This window comes from Pseudoalteromonas sp. PS5 (assembly GCF_004103255.1).
GTDB classification, from domain to species: domain Bacteria; phylum Pseudomonadota; class Gammaproteobacteria; order Enterobacterales; family Alteromonadaceae; genus Pseudoalteromonas; species Pseudoalteromonas peptidolytica.
Map to the genome: position 1 here is coordinate 38,849 of NZ_RCSQ01000021.1, position 16,081 is coordinate 54,929.

Here is a 16,081-nt window from a genome sequence, read left to right on the forward strand (position 1 = left end):
GCCCTGCCACACAATGTTATCGTCAGAAAATTTGTTAGGAGTATTAAATCATAAGCGGGGAGAGGTGAATACTCAAGTTTGTTTAAATCGCTTGAAAATACGATAAAAGACAAAAGCCTCCAGTTGGAGCTTTTACAGTATAAATAACGACTGATTAGAAGTTATATTTCATACCCAGTGATAGACGACGGCCTTTCACATCAAAGAATTCACCGTTATCGTACGTTTCAGGAGTACGTGGTGGCTCTCTATCGAATACGTTATTTACACCAACACGTAGTTGTAGTGCTTCAAGTAGGTAAGTTTTATACATAAAGTCTACCGTTGTATATGATGAAACGTCATTGAAGTTGTTATCTTCTGGCGTCCACTCGTTGTCATCAACTGTGCTGTGACGGTAGTTAACCGTAACTACATACGCTGAATCATCATGGCTGTATAGTGCGCTAAAACGACCTTTCCAACGTGGTGCATCATCAGTTTCACCCATATAATTGCGGAAGTCTTCTGCACGGCCAGTTGAGTTCTGGTTATCTTCAATTAAGTAAGTTGCAGTTAACTTAAGGGCGAATTCACCGTTGAGTGCATCAAACTTGTATGCAGATTCAAAGTCCATGCCTTTTTTCGTGATCTGAGCGGCGTTAATTGGACGCGCATAGTAGTTTTCGATTTCACCTGTCTCTTTGTTACGCACAAAGTTACCACAGAAAGGATTGTCTAAAGAAGATGCTTCGTAACATAGCTTAACGCTGTTACGTCCAAAGTATTCAATTGCACCGTCAATTTCAAATGACCAGTAATCAACCGTGAGATCTAAACCATCAACGAACTCTGGTGTGTAAATTACACCAACTGTGTAGTCATTTGATACTTCATTGTCAAGGTCAGTATTACCCTGTATGTAGCCAGATAGGCTGCCGCCAGATAACCATTCATCTGAAGGCATCCAGCCTGCTGCTAGGCCAGCCGCTTGACAGTTATTGATGATGTTATCTCTGTACTTGTAATCACTGCTAAGTTCAGCGATTGAGTCTGCGCGACAGACGTCGGCACGGCCTGAACTAAATGTTTTAGAGTTTGGCGTGTATAGGTCACCTAAGTTTGGTGCACGCACTGATTTAGAACGGTTAAGGCGAATACGAAGTTCATCTGTTACACCCCAGTTTAATGCAAGTTTCCACGCATCATCGCCACCTGTTACAGAGTAATCCATGTAACGGTATGCACCTTCAAGAGTTAGGTCAGTTGCAAGGAATTCATCCATAAGCAGTGGTACTGAGATCTCAGCAGAGAATTCTTTCACTTCAATTTCGCCATCCATTGGTAGGCTAGAGTTACCTTTGATTAAGCCTTTTTCCATGTTTTCAGATGGACGGATCTTTGCAACTTCACGACGGTGTTCTGCTGTGAATGCCGCGCTTACGTAACCTGCTGGAAGCTCGAATAATACACCATCAACCGTTGCGCCAAATACTGCTTGGTCATGTCTTGCAAAACGTGTAGCTGTTGTTGAAATGTAATCAAGTTGTGCCTGAGTGGTACCCGTTGCGCCCATTGGGTTGAATGGTACACAGCCTTCACGTGCGCCTGTTACGTTGCCATCAGCATCGCGAAGTGCACATACAACTTGGCCTGAGCTATCCACTACAGAGTCAATCGCGTAAGCAAGGTTATTTTTGTAAACTTCACCAGTCCATAAAGTATCTTGCTCAATACGACCAAACTGGAAGTACGTGCTATAGCCCCAATCGTCATTAATAATACCTTCGGCACCGATAGACGAACGGAATACTTCACGCTCTTGGTTATATTCACGATCACCCCACAAGTGCTCGTTGGCTTGGTAAAGTGTGACTGAATCAAGGCCAGCATCATCCATTACCTTACCCATAGCATCATTTACAAATGCACTGTCACGACGAATAGTGTGTGAGAAGAATGCAGGGCTACTTTCTGTCGTTGCTTCGGTTTTTGAATAAGTTGCATCAAACGTAAGCGCATGTTCATCGTTTAGTTCATAAGTACCGTATAGAGTACCAATTACACGCTCAAGTGGTGTGCGGAAGTAGTCTTTATAACCGTGTCTGAATACGGCATCACCTGGGTTAGCCTCGTCAAACGTATAACGGCCTGCAGCGCGCTCAGAGATAAGAGGATTAGGATCATCAATCAGACCTAGACCGTAATCGAATGGACGCATTGTGCCATCAGCATCGAAGGTGTAGTGATTATTTTCAAACGCTTCACGCGTCTTTGTACCAGTCCATGCAAAGAAGTCACCACGCTCTGAGTAGTAACCTAACGCGGTTGGGTGGTTAAACTGAATATCCGCAGGAACGCCATCACGACCGCCAGTATTTGCTGGGTTAGAGATAGATCTCATGCCGCGTTTGAAGAAGTCACGGTCCATTTTCGCGTAACTTTCATTCTTGGTATAGTTTAATGAGGTAATGAACGATAGTTTGTCTAGCTCTTGACCACCAGTAATTGAGAAAAAGTACTCTTCACCACCGCTTTGTTCTGGCTTAACTGTTGATACATCGATCTCCAGGCCATCAAATGATTTTTTAGTAATAATGTTTACTACACCGGCAACGGCATCTGCACCGTATACTGCAGCTGCGCCACCCGTTGCAATTTCAACACGCTCGATGATTGAAGTAGGGATGTTGTTTAAATCTACCGCAGTATCACCAACAGAACCCGGTACAAAACGGCGACCGTTAACAAGCACTAGGGTACGCTCTGAACCTAAACCACGTAAGTCAGTCGTGTTTAAGCCTGATGCGTAGATATAGCTGGTTGTATTTTCTGGTGACAAGCCAACAGTTGCTTGAGGCATCTCAGCTAGCAGATCGTTTACGTTAGTAATACCTTGGTTTTCAAGCTCTACGCCACCGATCACAGTAACTGGAGTTGGGGAAGTCAGGTTTACACGCTTAATACGAGAACCTGTAACTTGAATACGCTCAACAGATTTAGCTTCTGTTTGCTCGTTAGCAACAGCTACTGAACTGCTTAGTGCACCGGCAACCAGTGCCGTTTGGATGCTAGCAGTAACTAGATTTAACTTCTTCAACATTTTGACCCTTATTTACTTTGTTTATAGCGAACGCTGCACTCTTTCTCATTTGCAAAGAGGCAATGTCACAATATAGGTGCTGCGTTTTTACCATAAATATTTGTTAAACATGGGGTTTGTGTGTATGTGTCAGGTGTTTATAAAAGGTTTAATCTGTGATTTTAGTGTTCCTATTTTGGTTTTTGCTATATTAATCATTGTTTTACGTTCTCCCTATGTGTAATGCTTTTTTTACGGTAAGTGTGTGCTTACAAATGTCATTATTATTTTAAAAACAATTTATTTAAATTTGATGAAAAAGGTACAAGTTTTTGGGGGGAATTTGCTCGGTTTTGTAGTCTGATTTGTAACTCAAGTGTAATTCGTGCTGTTTTAAAAATAGCCAAACAGTTTTTGGGAGGGCATTTTTGACGGAACTTTTTCAGATAGGCTAAAACTTAGCCTATCTCTTGATGTGTACATACTAATTTTGTATAGCTTTTAAACGGCGCTGTTTAAGCTGCGCTTGAATCTCTTTACCCTGATACCCTTCGTGGATGATCTGTTGCACATCTATGTTGCTAGTTGCTAAAAAATTCAATCTAAGTTTGTCACAAAGCGCCTGTAAATTATCACTTACCTTGCTACAAATATAACAAAAGCGTGTTAGTTTCTCCGGTCTACGCCAAGCATCTAAATTTTGTAAAATTTCTAGCCAGTCATCAGGTTTTTTATTTTTTTTCTCGATTTTGGGGAGATTTAGGAGTAGCTCTTTGGTGCTTTCAATATAGATATTGGGTACTTTAAGCGACTTTGCATCGGCTAATTGCGCAATGCTAGTTCCTGAAAAGTGCAGAGCAAGGCTAAATTGTGCCAGCAGGTCTTGTGTTTTGTCACCCTTGAATTGTGTAAGCGCTGCCTGATATTGCTCGTGTATCGAGTTGTTCCATTTTGGTATATAAGGCGCAACATTAGCTAACGCCCCCAATGTTGCAATGGTGGATAAAAAGTGGCCAAACCCACGGTCATCTAACGTTTTTTCTATTTCTAGCCAAATCCGCTCTTTGGTTAAGGTCTGTAACTCGCCTTCTATTACCATACGCTTCATAAGTTGCCACGTCTCATCAGCGATGGTGAAGCCATAATCTTGATATCTAGCTGCAAACCGAGCAACACGTAGCACTCGTAAAGGATCTTCGCTAAATGCCGCACTAACATGGCGCAAAACTCTGTTAGTGATATCTTGCTGGCCGCCAAATGGGTCGATAAGCGTACCATCCGTATCTTTTGCGATAGCATTGACCGTAAGGTCACGACGGAGCAAGTCTTCTTCCAAGGTGGTTTGCGGGCCAAAGTCACATATAAATCCAGTGTAACCTTGTCCACTTTTTCGCTCGGTTCGTGCGAGTGCATGTTCATCTTTTGAGACAGGGTGTAAGAATACGGGAAAGTCACTCCCAACTTGTTGGTATCCCAGCTTATTCATTTCAGCGACAGTGCTACCAACAACAACGTAATCTCTTTCTTTTATTGGTCGACCAAGCAACTCATCTCTGACCGCACCACCAACAAGGTAGGTTTTCATTTGTTATACACCATTTTCTGTGATTCGAGGTTTTATCTTGAATCGGATTTTGCCATTATAGACACCATCATAACAATAAAGAGACAAGTCGTGTATTTACGCTATTTTGGGTTAACAGAAAAACCCTTCTCGATCGCACCAAATCCTGAATTTTTATTTTTGAGCGAACGTCACAAGGAAGCACTTGCCCATTTAACTTATGGGTTGGGTGATGCCGGTGGATTTGTACTGTTAACTGGGGAGGTAGGAACAGGAAAAACGACCGTTACCCGCAGTATGCTTGCCCAGCTACCTGAGTCTACGCAAGTGGCTTTCATTTTGAACCCTTCATTATCAGAACTTGAACTGCTGGCTACTATTTGTGATGAACTTGATATTGAGTATGAAGCAAATAATGCGACCTTAAAGTCACTGACAGATGTCATCAAGCACAGATTGCTACAAAACCATCAAAGCGGTGGTCATACTATGCTGATTATCGACGAAGCTCAGCACCTTGCACCAGAAGTACTCGAGCAGCTTAGGTTATTAACAAATCTAGAAACTGACCACAAAAAGCTATTACAGATTGTACTTGTTGGTCAGCCTGAATTGCAGCAGTTACTACAACGTAATGAATTAAGGCAGTTGGCACAGCGGATCACGGCTCGTTATCATCTACTGCCATTAACCGAGTCTCAAGTGTTTGCTTATATTCAGCACCGCTTGCAAAAAGCAGGATGTCAACAGGCGTTATTTCACCACGATGCGGTTGCCTATATGCACCAAGTAACAGCGGGGATCCCAAGGCTGATTAATTTATTAGCTGATAGGTGCCTGTTAGGTGCTTACTCCGCTTCACAAACTCAAGTCACCAAAGCAATTACAATTCAAGCCGCAAAAGAAGCATTGCCAACTAACCTAGTGCCATCAACGGATAAAGTAACCAACCGAGCCCCGTTATTGTTTACAGCATGGTTAGGTATGTTGTTTGTTGCAGGTTTTGGTTTGGCAAAATTGGTATAGAGGGAAGTATGTCTTATTTAACGAGCGCAATGAAGCAATCGCAACAAGGCAGCGATGTCGAGCAAGATTATTTAAACCAAAAACAAGGAGCGCAGCTGATGTTGTATAAGCGCCTTGTTACATACGCTGGGTTTGGTCTTTTATCATTAGCGTCACTTGGTGCGGGCTACTTTGTTGGTCAGACAACCAATAGTGCAAACATGCCAAAGAATATTGCTTCTAGCAACGCTCAGCCACAAACCAACAATATGCCTACGTTGTCAGATAAACCAGTGTTAGCAGAGCAAGCACAAGACAGTGATACGATACAAGTTAATCGTACTGAGGTTGCTTTAGACGTGGTCGCAGACGCAGCTTCGGCTGAGGTCGCGCCAGCCCCTACTCAAGTTTCTCCAAGCATAACTTCTGATAAGCATTTTCAGTGGGTGTCAGTGCAAATTGGCGTCGATAATCAAGGCCAACCGGTATATCAGCAGCAACTAGTCCCTGTAGATGCGCTAACGGCTGCACCGCAAATAGTACAACCCAAAGCTCTTGAAACTGTCAGGCAAGACGACGCCCCAGGTGAGATACAAACTGAAGGCGAATATGCAGGTTATCGAGTATTCGGCTCAGAGCCCAAGGCGCAAAGCGCTGACTTAGCAGGTGTGTCTGAAGAGCTCAAAAAAGCGTTCGCACAGGCTGTCAAAGAGACAGAGCTTCGGGATGAAGCTGCTGTGCTGTCGACAACCAAAGAGTCTGCATCAGTGACCCCCATAAGCTTATTGCCCACACAATTGCAAAATAGTATTCCAAGCCTTCGTTATCAAGCGCATATTTATGCGACTGACGTACAAGAAAGGTGGATTAAAATAAATAACAGGCCGCTTTATGAGGGAGATAGTTTGGGGGCGTTGACTGTTTTGGAAATAACCCCAGAGCAAACTCGCTTCGACTTCGATGGTATCGAGTTTAGCTTGGAGGCGATGGAAGATTGGCTGCCTTAGCGTTAAGGCAGCATTGAGTGCCGAAAAAACCTGATGAGATCAAGTTTGAATTCCTCTGGTTTGATTGCCGACTCTAACTCATCATTGACTTTTTTGGTATTTAAATCGATATCCTGTACTTCGATGTAATGCATGTACTTAGCATGATAGAACACCTTAACAGTAGGCTTTAAAGGTGCATTGGGGTTACTTTGAGCAATAACCCCAACTTTACCACTGGTTAGTTTAACTAAAGTGCCAACAGGGTACACACCAACACAACCTATGAAACGGTTGAGCAAGACCTCATCAAAATGGTGTGGACACCCTTCTCGCATCAATTTAAAAGCACGAATAGGGGTCATCCCTTCCTTATAAACTCGTTCAGCAGTCAAGGCATCATAAACATCTATGATTGCTGCCATTCTAACATGCTGTGGCAGTTCATCAGCAGTTTTACCATATGGGTATCCCGAGCCGTCCAAGCGTTCATGGTGATAACCTGCAATTTCGCAGGCGGTTTTGCCAAGCCCTGCTTTAAGTAGGATGTCAAAGCTGTACTTTGCGTGAGACTTCATAATGTGATATTCATCCAGACTCAGCTTATCTGGCTTGTTTAAGATTTCATCTGGTACTTCAATTTTGCCAATATCATGTAAAAGAGCGCCAGTTGTCATTTCTTCAGTTTGTGAACGTGAGTATCCTAAATGCTTACAAAATATAGCCATCAAAATAGAAACGTTTATAGAGTGTTCTAATAAATACGCATCTTTTTCCCTGATCCGAGCAATACAAGCCAAGGCATCCTGATTACGGAACACTGAATCGATAAAGTGATTGGCAGTTGCTTTGAAGGCGTCTACTTCAATCGCCCTGCCTGCTCTGATATCTTCAAATGCTTTGCTTTGTATCGCTTTAGCTTCGTCATACAATTTCACTGCTTGTTTCATTTCAGCTTCAACGCTGCATTTGGTATGCCAGGGATCATGGGAGCATACTTGAGGAGCTATAATACTGCTATCTTGAGCAGGTTCGTTGTGAGGCGCGTGGTCGCTTAATCGTTTACTGGGATCAACGGACACTTCCAACACGCCACTTCTTTGCAACTTATCAATGCTGGTTTGGGTTCTCACCCAGCCTTTTGTTTTGATTGCCACAGAGCCTGTTTGTTTAGTTACATTGACAACAAACATACCTGGTTCTAACTCATTGATATTAATGTTTATCTCTGACATGGTGGTTCCTATAGTTTACTCTTTAAGGGTAGCAAAACTTATCCAAATAGAAAGAGAGAAAGGTAAATATGATTGATTTTTACCCAGCAAAGTCGCATCCTTAAAAAAAACAATATGGAGCTTACTTTATGCGCTTTTCTACTCTGGCTTTGAGCCTTATGGCAACGTTATCTTGGCATGCTCATGCTAGCTTAAAGCAGCAAGTTGCTGAGGCAATGCCGACACTTGAATCTTTATATTTGCATTTGCATCAACACCCAGAGCTGTCCTACAAAGAAGAAAAAACAGCGCACCGCCTTGCAAAAGAGATGCGTGCCTTAGGCTTTGATGTGACAGAAAATATCGGTGGTTTTGGGGTTGTCGGTTTATTGAGAAACGGTGAAGGGCCAGCGGTAATGATACGAGCTGATACTGATGCTTTGCCGATAGTTGAAGAGACAGGAAAAGCATACGCATCAAAAATAAAAGTAAAAGATGAGGCTGGTCAAACGGTTGGGGTGATGCATGGCTGTGGCCATGATATTCATATGACAAGCTTGATAGGCACAGCGCAGCAGCTCATGCTCAATAGAGATAAGTGGCAAGGGACGTTGATGTTAGTCGCTCAGCCCGCAGAAGAGGTAGGAGGCGGAGCAAAAGCCATGTTAAAAGCAGGCTTATATGATGATTTTCCCACTCCAGATCATGTCTTAGCATTGCATGTGAGTGCCAGTCTTGCCGCGGGCAAAGTGGCCATTGCACCAGGATACGCATTAGCAAATGTGGACTCGGTTGACATTATTGTTAAAGGAAAAGGAGGGCATGGTGCCTATCCGCATACAACAGTGGATCCTATTGTGTTAGCTTCTCGCATTGTACTGGGTTTGCAAACCATTACCTCACGGGAAGTATCTCCTCTAGAGCCTTCTGTGATCACAGTAGGCTCTATTCACGGTGGTGCCAAACATAATATCATTTCAAATGAAGTTAAGTTACAGCTTACATTACGCTCTTATAATCCAGATGTTCGTAACCAGCAAATAGCCGCAATAAAACGTCTTACGGCTGGTGTGGCTCACAGCGCTGGTTTAACTGACGAATTGTTACCTGAAGTGATTGTACATGACAGTGAAAGTATTCCTTCTACGTATAATAACCCGGAATTAGCGAAATTTGTGACGGTGGCGATTAAGCAGGAAATTGGTGCAGAAAATGTCGATTTATCTCAGCCGGTAATGGCAGGCGAGGACTTTGGATTGTTTGGCCGTACAGATGAGAATATACCCATCACCATTTTTTGGCTAGGCGGTGTGAATCAAGCGGTATTCGATGCCGCGCAAAAAAGTGGTGAGCCTTTACCTTCTTTGCACTCTAGTAAATTTGCTCCAGACTATCCTATCGCCATTGCCACAGGCGTTCGGGCAATGACCAATAGTGCACTGGCTTTGTTTTCGCAAAAATAAAGCTTCTTCCTACATACTAAAAAGGTAGCCTTAGCTACCTTTTTTGGTCTATTGCAAACAACTTAAACACTGTAGCAAGGGATAACAGCTGCTAGAGAACAAGCTGTAGTTAGTCTTTGCTTGTCGCTGCAAGCATTAGCTCTCGATTACGTTCAAGCTTGGCTAACATCATTTCAGCTACAGGCTTGAATTTAGCTAGCTCAACTTGCGGGAGAGGCTCTGATTTTGGTAATTTCACAGTCCTAGGATTACGGTGAACACCATTTACCAAGAATTCATAATGCAAATGTGGTCCGGTGACTCGTCCTGTTGCGCCTACAGTACCAATTTTTTGGCCTTGCTTTACTTTCTGGCCTGTTTTTACTGCGCGCTTATTCAGGTGGAGGTATTTTGTTACGTATTTACTGCCGTGTTGAATGAATACGTAGTTACCATTGAGTCTGTTATAACCAGACTTTAGTACCTTACCATTACCCGCTGAGACAACCGGTGTACCAACACGTGCAGCGTAGTCTATGCCATTATGAGAAGATACTCTGCCTGTTACAGGGTGGAGGCGGCGAGGATTGAAGCTCGAGCTAATGTACTTGAAGTTTACAGGCGCTCTTAAGAAGGCTTTTTTCATGCTGCGCCCTTCAGCGGTATAGAATTCGTCATCAGTATGGCGAATAGCACTGTAGCGTTCGCCCTGATTGATAAACTCCGCGGCAATTATTTTACCGTTACCTATCTCTTCACCATCCACATAGTGTTTTTCAAATACCAGAGCGAAAGAATCGCCCTTACGAATGTCGTTTGCAAAATCGACATCCCAACCAAAAATATCAGCGAAGTTCATTATCTGGCGTTCGCTAAGCCCCGCTGAGATACCCGCGCTCCAAAAACTAGAATTGATTTTACCACCCGCTGATTTTTCGCGTGTTTCAATTTCTTTGCTTTCGATTTTTGTTTCGTAGCTCCCCTCGCCGTTTAGCGTAACCAGCAAGGTATCAGTTTTAGATAAAATATATTTTAATTGCGCTAATTCACCACTTTCATTACTGGCAAAGCTAAGCACTTCACCTGGGTGGATTTTAGTCAGCTTTCGAGTTTCGGCGTTGGTATTGACCAGATTATGTAACGTTTGAGCCGAATAACCAGCACGTTTAAAAATAACAGCGAGACTGTCACCAGTCTTTACTTTGTGATCTTTAAATTCAAATTCAGGCTGTTGAGATACAGATTCAGGTGCGACGGCTGGTGCTGCATCTAATTCAGTAAGTTGCTCTGTTTTTTCAGATATTTTTACCGGTAACTCATAACGTTTTCCAACTTCTAAGGCTTTTTCGTCATTATCTTTAGAAGCGGTTGCTTTTTCAGAAGGGATCAGGGCAATTCCGACCATCGCAGATAGGAAGCCGATGATGAGCACTTTGTGCTTTTTGGGGAGCTTATGAACAACGTGAACCATAATGCGCCTTTTCTGCTGTCAAGAATTATTGTTGATAATATTGCAGGATATACGTAATAAACCCGTAATACCAGCGTTTTGTGCATTTAAACTCGGATAAATATAGGCTAGAATCGGTCGATTACAAGTTATAGCTGTTGGAGTGAGAATTGTGGATTTAGAAACTGCATTTGCAGAGATTAGCCGTGGTGCAGAAGAAATTCTGCTACAAGATGAATTAAAGGAAAAGTTGAAGTCAGGTAAAAAACTGCGTATCAAAGCAGGTTTCGATCCAACGGCACCTGATTTGCACTTGGGTCACACAGTGCTAATTAATAAAATGAAAACCTTTCAAGACTTAGGTCATGAGGTTATTTTCTTGATTGGTGATTTTACGGGGATGATTGGCGACCCAACTGGCAAAAATGTCACTCGAAAACCACTAACACGCGAAGATGTATTGGCAAATGCAGAAACTTACAAAGAGCAGGTATTCAAGATCCTTGACCCTGCGAAAACCACAGTAGCATTCAACTCTGAATGGATGGAGAAGCTGGGTACCGCGGGTATGATCAAACTAGCTGCGCGTCAAACAGTCGCTCGTATGCTTGAACGTGATGACTTCAAAAAGCGTTATGCAAATGGTCAAGCAATCGCAATTCATGAGTTTTTGTATCCACTGGTACAAGGTTGGGATTCTGTTGCGTTAGAAGCAGATGTTGAGCTTGGCGGCACTGATCAGCGCTTCAATCTACTTATGGGTCGTGAGTTACAAAAAGATGAAGGTCAAAAGCCACAAACAGTACTCATGATGCCGCTATTGGAAGGGACTGATGGCGTTCAGAAAATGTCGAAGTCATTGGGTAATTACATCGGTATTACGGATGCGCCAAATGATATGTTTGGTAAAGTAATGTCGATTTCTGATGACTTAATGTGGCGTTACTATGAGTTGCTAAGCGCGAAGACGTTGGATGATATCGCTGCACTTAAAGAAGAAGTGGCTGGTGGTCGTAACCCTCGTGATATTAAAATTGAATTTGCAAAAGAAATGATTGCGCGATTCCATAGTGAAGCAGACGCTGAAGCGGCACATCAAGATTTTATCAAGCGTTTCCAAAAAAATGCCTTACCTGATGAGATCCCAGAGGTCACAATTACCATTGAAGGTGAAAGCACGTTTATCACTAACTTATTGAAAGAGGCTGGTTTAGTCGCAAGTACTTCAGAGGCAATGCGAATGATTAAGCAAGGCGCGGTGAAGTTAAATGGTGAAGACAAAATAACGGATACGAAATTAGAAGTTGCTAAAGATTCTTGCGAGATCTACCAAGTTGGTAAGCGTAAGTTTGCTAAAGTAACTGTGAACTAAAATAGTTTATCCATTTGCGAAGAGAAAAGGTCAGTATATTACTGGCCTTTTTTGTATTTGTTTTTAGCTCTACAGCATCAAGCTGGCAAAGTTAGTCATTACGTATAGCAGTGTCGTCGTCGCAATAAATAGCCAGCGCATTTGATTGAGCAGTCCGAGTAGGTGCTGAATATGATCAGCTGTCGGTTGCGATTTGGCACCTATGCGCATTACCTCAACGCGAGCACCAAAATAAAAGCGTGGCCCCGCAAGCTGAGTTTGTAAATTTGCCGCAAAAAAGCTCAGTGCCCAACCTGAGTTTGTTTGATTAAAGTGGCGACCATAGTATTTAATATAGTGCCAAGTTTGTTTTGGCCTGAGCAACAACGAAAAGCAGACAACTAATAATCGGATAGGCACAAATTCAATCAGCCATATTGCGCGGCTAAGATTTGCCATAAAGCGGTTTGTCGGCTGCATAATTTGACGCCAGGCATGATCACATAGCAAAAGCAGCTTATAAAAAAGTGTGACGTATGGGCCTGCAATTAGATAAAGCAGTGCAACAACAAAAAAATGGCGCAGAGTATTCAAAGCCGTGCTATCGATAGCCGCTTTACAAATTCCCAGATCCGTCAGTCTCTCGACATCCCGTGCTACTATCCCTTGTAACACCGCTCGTGCTGTCACCTTTTGTTTTGATTTAATGAGCGCAGCAATACGTTTAGCGCGGTTTTCATGGCTAATATCCAAACATAAAAATAACACGAGGCCACCAAGCCAGTTGGGATAAAAAGCAAAACTCACGATGGCATAAGTCAATACAGTGATAGTTAATGTAGGGAGTAAAGCTCCGAGTGTACCGGATAACAGTTGATAACGCGGCGGTGCTTTTGCGCGGTATACTTTGTTGGCAACCGCCTTAAAAATAAGGGTGAGAATAAGGTTTGGATGATAAACCGTGGATAGCCTGACCCCGAGGCTGGCAAAAACAGCAACTAAAAAAATGATCAGGCCCTCATGGACCTGAAGCAAGTTCTCTAGCACTAAAGCGTAACCTTATCTAGCTTGGTAAGTAGTGCCATCACCATTTTTGAAGAGTTCACAGAAGCGACTTCTAAATATTCTTCGAATGACTGCGGTGATTCTTTGCCGGCTATATCCGATAACGAGCGGATCACTACAAATGGTGTATCTAAAGAATGACAAGCCTGTGCAATAGCTGCCCCTTCCATTTCTACAGCAAGCATCGTTGGGAAGTCTGCACGAGCTTTATCAATACGAACAGGATCGCACATAAATGAGTCACCAGTACAGATAAGGCCAACCATAGTTTGAATACCTTCAAGTTCACTAACGCTCTGCTTCGCAGCTTCAACTAGCTTAGCATGTGAAGTGAAAGCAGCAGGCATTTGTGGTACTTGGCCTATTTCGTAACCGAATGCCGTTACGTCAACGTCATGGTGGCGAACTTCGCTTGAAATGACGACATCCCCTACGTTGAGTGAGGGGTCAAAGCCCCCAGCAGATCCCGTATTAATTACGCAATCTGGTGTAAAGTTATCGATAAGCAGAGTTGTTGCAACCGTTGCTGCTACTTTACCAATACCTGACTGTACCAGCGTCACATCGTGTCCTGCCAGTTTACCGGTATAAAAAGTAAAGCCACCTTTGGTCAATGTTTGCGGGTTTTCCATAGTGTTACGCAAAATGGTAACTTCTTGCTCCATTGCGCCAATAATGCCTACTTTCATGAAAAGATTCCTAATTTGTAGTGGGGAAACCCCAATTTCAACGTTATTTTTATTATACGAAAGGGGGGAAGATAGGTAAAACAAAAAACGGGCTAGTGCCCGTTTTGCTAAATTTCAGCCAATTGGGTGGATTGTGCCTTTGCTTGTGAAGGAGATAATACCGCGGGTTTGTATGTACGGTTTCTGGTTTTCTTCGGCATTTCCACTTTTTGTCCTAACTTGAACAAGATAGCAGCTCTGACTTCTGCGCTTTGGTAGCCGCTTTTGATCTTCATACGAATGTGCGGAATACCAGCTGACTCTAACGCGCCACTGACAAACCAATCCTTTTGCGCTTTGTGGCCGTTTTTATTGGCGTTATTAACCAAGTCAACAGCGGCAACAATTTTCAGTGTTTCTTTATCTACAAGCACGTAATCAAGCTGCTTGTTTTTTGCTTTAGTCACCGCGGCACGGCGTGCTTTTTGTGAAATACCAGGTTTACATTCAATTACATCAATTAGCTTTATCCGACTTACAATTTTATACTTGTCGCCAACAGCACGTTCTAGTAAATGCAAAAACGACGCTTCGACAGTAGTAAAAACAGATTCTTTGCGGTTGAACGGATAAGGATTGCCACCCACATCGGTGTACTTAGAAGCGACAATGGAAGCAACGACCACTAGAGCCAAGATAGCAAGTAACGCAAATTCCATAAAAAACTCCAAATCAAAAAAATGACATCTGTGTTTTTATAAGCAATAGCTGTGCCAGAAAAGAGCTGAAATTCGTAGGTGATAAATATTTGGGCGGTGAGCAAGTCACTGAGGATAAGCAGGTATGGTGTCTTTCTGCTGATTTATGTGGCATAACATACACTGTATTAGCGCTATGTCGCTCAAATACATGATAAATTACTGTAAAACCAACCCGACTTTTAAAAATCAACGTACCTTAATGAGGTATTTTTATTAAGTTTCTGTACATCGATAAGTCATGTAGGGTTGTCGTTTTTTTCAGTTTTGTTTTGATAATATTATTTGGCGACAAAGTTACTTTTCAAGAAGTTCGATTCAACACACATACAATTATCAAAAAGTAAATAAAGTGTACGATAATAAGAAAGGATATTTATATGATAAAGCGTAAAGCAGTCGCTAAAATAGGGTTATTGATTTCCGCAATTTCTGTGCATTGGTCAGTACAAGCTGATGACAAGTTAGCTATGATTTTAAACAACCTAGAGCCAAGTTTATTTGCGCCAAACATAGTATCGACGAATCAATTTGAGTACGGCTCTAGTTTGTCTCCAGATGGTAAAAAGTTTGCGTTTGTTAGAGCGTTAGCCCAATTTTCACACAGTGCTCTAGTCATTTCTCATAAACAAGGGGGGGCTTGGCAAACCCCAACATTACTTCCATTCAGTGGCGAATTTCACGATACTAATCCGTACTTCTCCAAAGACAGTAACACATTTTATTTTACTTCCAGAAGGCCGGTAGATAATGTGGAAAATGGCACCTTTCAGATGTGGCAAGTCAGCTATGATGGTGATAAATTTGGCCAACCCGAGTTAGTGCCTGGCAAAATTAACGGAGATCATACTGTGATCTACCCAACTGTACACACTAATAAAGATATCTACTTCTCATCTATTATAAAAGGAACAACGGGCAGCGTAGACCTTTTCCTTTCTAAGTACCACCCCGATGGATATCAAGCGCCAATTGAGATTTCAGAGCTCAATTCCACAGCAAGTGATGCTGACCCTGAGGTTTCAACGGACGGAAAACTACTATTTTTCACGTCAATGAGACCGGGGGGCTTTGGTCACTACGATTTACATGTATCGGTTAAACAAAAAGAGGGGAAGTGGGGAAAACCGATAAATCTAGGCGATAAAATCAATTCGCGCCGTATGGACTCAGATCCGATTCTATCAGCTGATGGTAATACTTTGTTTTTCTCCAGTGATAAAAACCCAGATGTGAAAGCTGTAAACAATTATGATGAATTGCTTCAGCGACAGGGAAGGATCCATAATGGCCTTATGAATATTTATAGCGTTGATATAACTGAGTTAAACCAATACCTTCGCGAGAAAGGCTAATTTGCTAGCGCAATTGCAGGAAAATGCTAAGCGCTACAAGCGCTAGGCTGCCAAAGGCTGCCTAGCACCATTATACCAACTCGCCTCGATACTTGCTCAACTTGAAGGAGCGAATCTGACGCTAACAGCGTTAAAAATTTCTTATTTTAGAACAACTAAATA

At 42.6% G+C, this 16,081-nt stretch carries 12 protein-coding genes; 5 read left to right on the forward strand and 7 right to left on the reverse strand.

Annotation, left to right across the window (positions count from 1 at the left end; translation table 11 throughout):
* Window positions 1-154: 154 nt before the first annotated feature.
* Both D9603_RS03065 and D9603_RS03070 read right to left on the reverse strand, forming a co-directional pair.
* Window positions 155-3,082, reverse strand: a complete 2,928-nt coding sequence (locus D9603_RS03065; protein ID WP_128730033.1) for a TonB-dependent receptor — start codon at window positions 3,080-3,082, stop codon at window positions 155-157.
* A 463-nt stretch (window positions 3,083-3,545) separates the two neighbouring features.
* Window positions 3,546-4,646, reverse strand: a complete 1,101-nt coding sequence (locus tag D9603_RS03070) for a tRNA nucleotidyltransferase (protein ID WP_128730035.1) — start codon at window positions 4,644-4,646, stop codon at window positions 3,546-3,548.
* A 90-nt stretch (window positions 4,647-4,736) separates the two neighbouring features.
* On the opposite strand from D9603_RS03070, the gene D9603_RS03075 reads away from it, so the two are divergent.
* Together D9603_RS03075 and D9603_RS03080 are read left to right on the forward strand one after the other, a co-directional pair.
* The gene (locus D9603_RS03075) at window positions 4,737-5,651 is read left to right on the forward strand and encodes an AAA family ATPase (protein WP_125253242.1); all 915 of its coding nucleotides are present in this window, start codon (window positions 4,737-4,739) and stop codon (window positions 5,649-5,651) included.
* Between the two features lie 8 nt (window positions 5,652-5,659).
* The gene (locus D9603_RS03080) at window positions 5,660-6,637 is read left to right on the forward strand and encodes a general secretion pathway protein GspB (protein WP_128730036.1); all 978 of its coding nucleotides are present in this window, start codon (window positions 5,660-5,662) and stop codon (window positions 6,635-6,637) included.
* A 2-nt stretch (window positions 6,638-6,639) separates the two neighbouring features.
* On the opposite strand, the gene D9603_RS03085 is transcribed toward D9603_RS03080, so the two are convergent.
* Window positions 6,640-7,851: an HD-GYP domain-containing protein gene (locus D9603_RS03085; protein WP_128730038.1), complete on the reverse strand. Its 1,212-nt coding sequence runs from the start codon at window positions 7,849-7,851 to the stop codon at window positions 6,640-6,642.
* Between the two features lie 128 nt (window positions 7,852-7,979).
* On the opposite strand from D9603_RS03085, the gene D9603_RS03090 reads away from it, so the two are divergent.
* On the forward strand, window positions 7,980-9,293 hold the full coding sequence (locus tag D9603_RS03090; RefSeq protein ID WP_128730040.1) for an amidohydrolase: 1,314 nt from the start codon (window positions 7,980-7,982) through the stop codon (window positions 9,291-9,293).
* Between the two features lie 109 nt (window positions 9,294-9,402).
* Here the strand turns inward: D9603_RS03090 and D9603_RS03095 are convergent, their stop codons facing one another.
* A complete protein-coding gene (locus D9603_RS03095; RefSeq protein ID WP_128730041.1) occupies window positions 9,403-10,743 on the reverse strand; it encodes a peptidoglycan DD-metalloendopeptidase family protein in 1,341 nt (446 codons plus the stop codon).
* Between the two features lie 151 nt (window positions 10,744-10,894).
* Between D9603_RS03095 and tyrS the strand changes: the two genes are divergently transcribed.
* Window positions 10,895-12,094: a tyrosine--tRNA ligase gene (gene tyrS, locus D9603_RS03100; protein ID WP_128730043.1), complete on the forward strand. Its 1,200-nt coding sequence runs from the start codon at window positions 10,895-10,897 to the stop codon at window positions 12,092-12,094.
* A 69-nt stretch (window positions 12,095-12,163) separates the two neighbouring features.
* Here the strand turns inward: tyrS and D9603_RS03105 are convergent, their stop codons facing one another.
* From D9603_RS03105 to D9603_RS03115, 3 genes are all read right to left on the reverse strand, one after another.
* A complete protein-coding gene (locus D9603_RS03105) occupies window positions 12,164-13,120 on the reverse strand; it encodes a cobalamin biosynthesis protein (protein WP_128730045.1) in 957 nt (318 codons plus the stop codon).
* Window positions 13,120-13,827, reverse strand: a complete 708-nt coding sequence (gene mtnN / locus D9603_RS03110) for a 5'-methylthioadenosine/S-adenosylhomocysteine nucleosidase (protein ID WP_128730046.1) — start codon at window positions 13,825-13,827, stop codon at window positions 13,120-13,122. The genes D9603_RS03105 and mtnN overlap by 1 nt, the downstream gene beginning before the upstream one ends.
* A 107-nt stretch (window positions 13,828-13,934) precedes the next feature.
* Window positions 13,935-14,525, reverse strand: a complete 591-nt coding sequence (locus tag D9603_RS03115) for a DUF2726 domain-containing protein (RefSeq protein WP_125251563.1) — start codon at window positions 14,523-14,525, stop codon at window positions 13,935-13,937.
* Between the two features lie 419 nt (window positions 14,526-14,944).
* Here D9603_RS03115 and D9603_RS03120 point away from each other — a divergent pair, with 419 nt between their 5' ends.
* A complete protein-coding gene (locus tag D9603_RS03120) occupies window positions 14,945-15,919 on the forward strand; it encodes a PD40 domain-containing protein (RefSeq protein WP_128730047.1) in 975 nt (324 codons plus the stop codon).
* Window positions 15,920-16,081 lie beyond the last annotated feature (162 nt).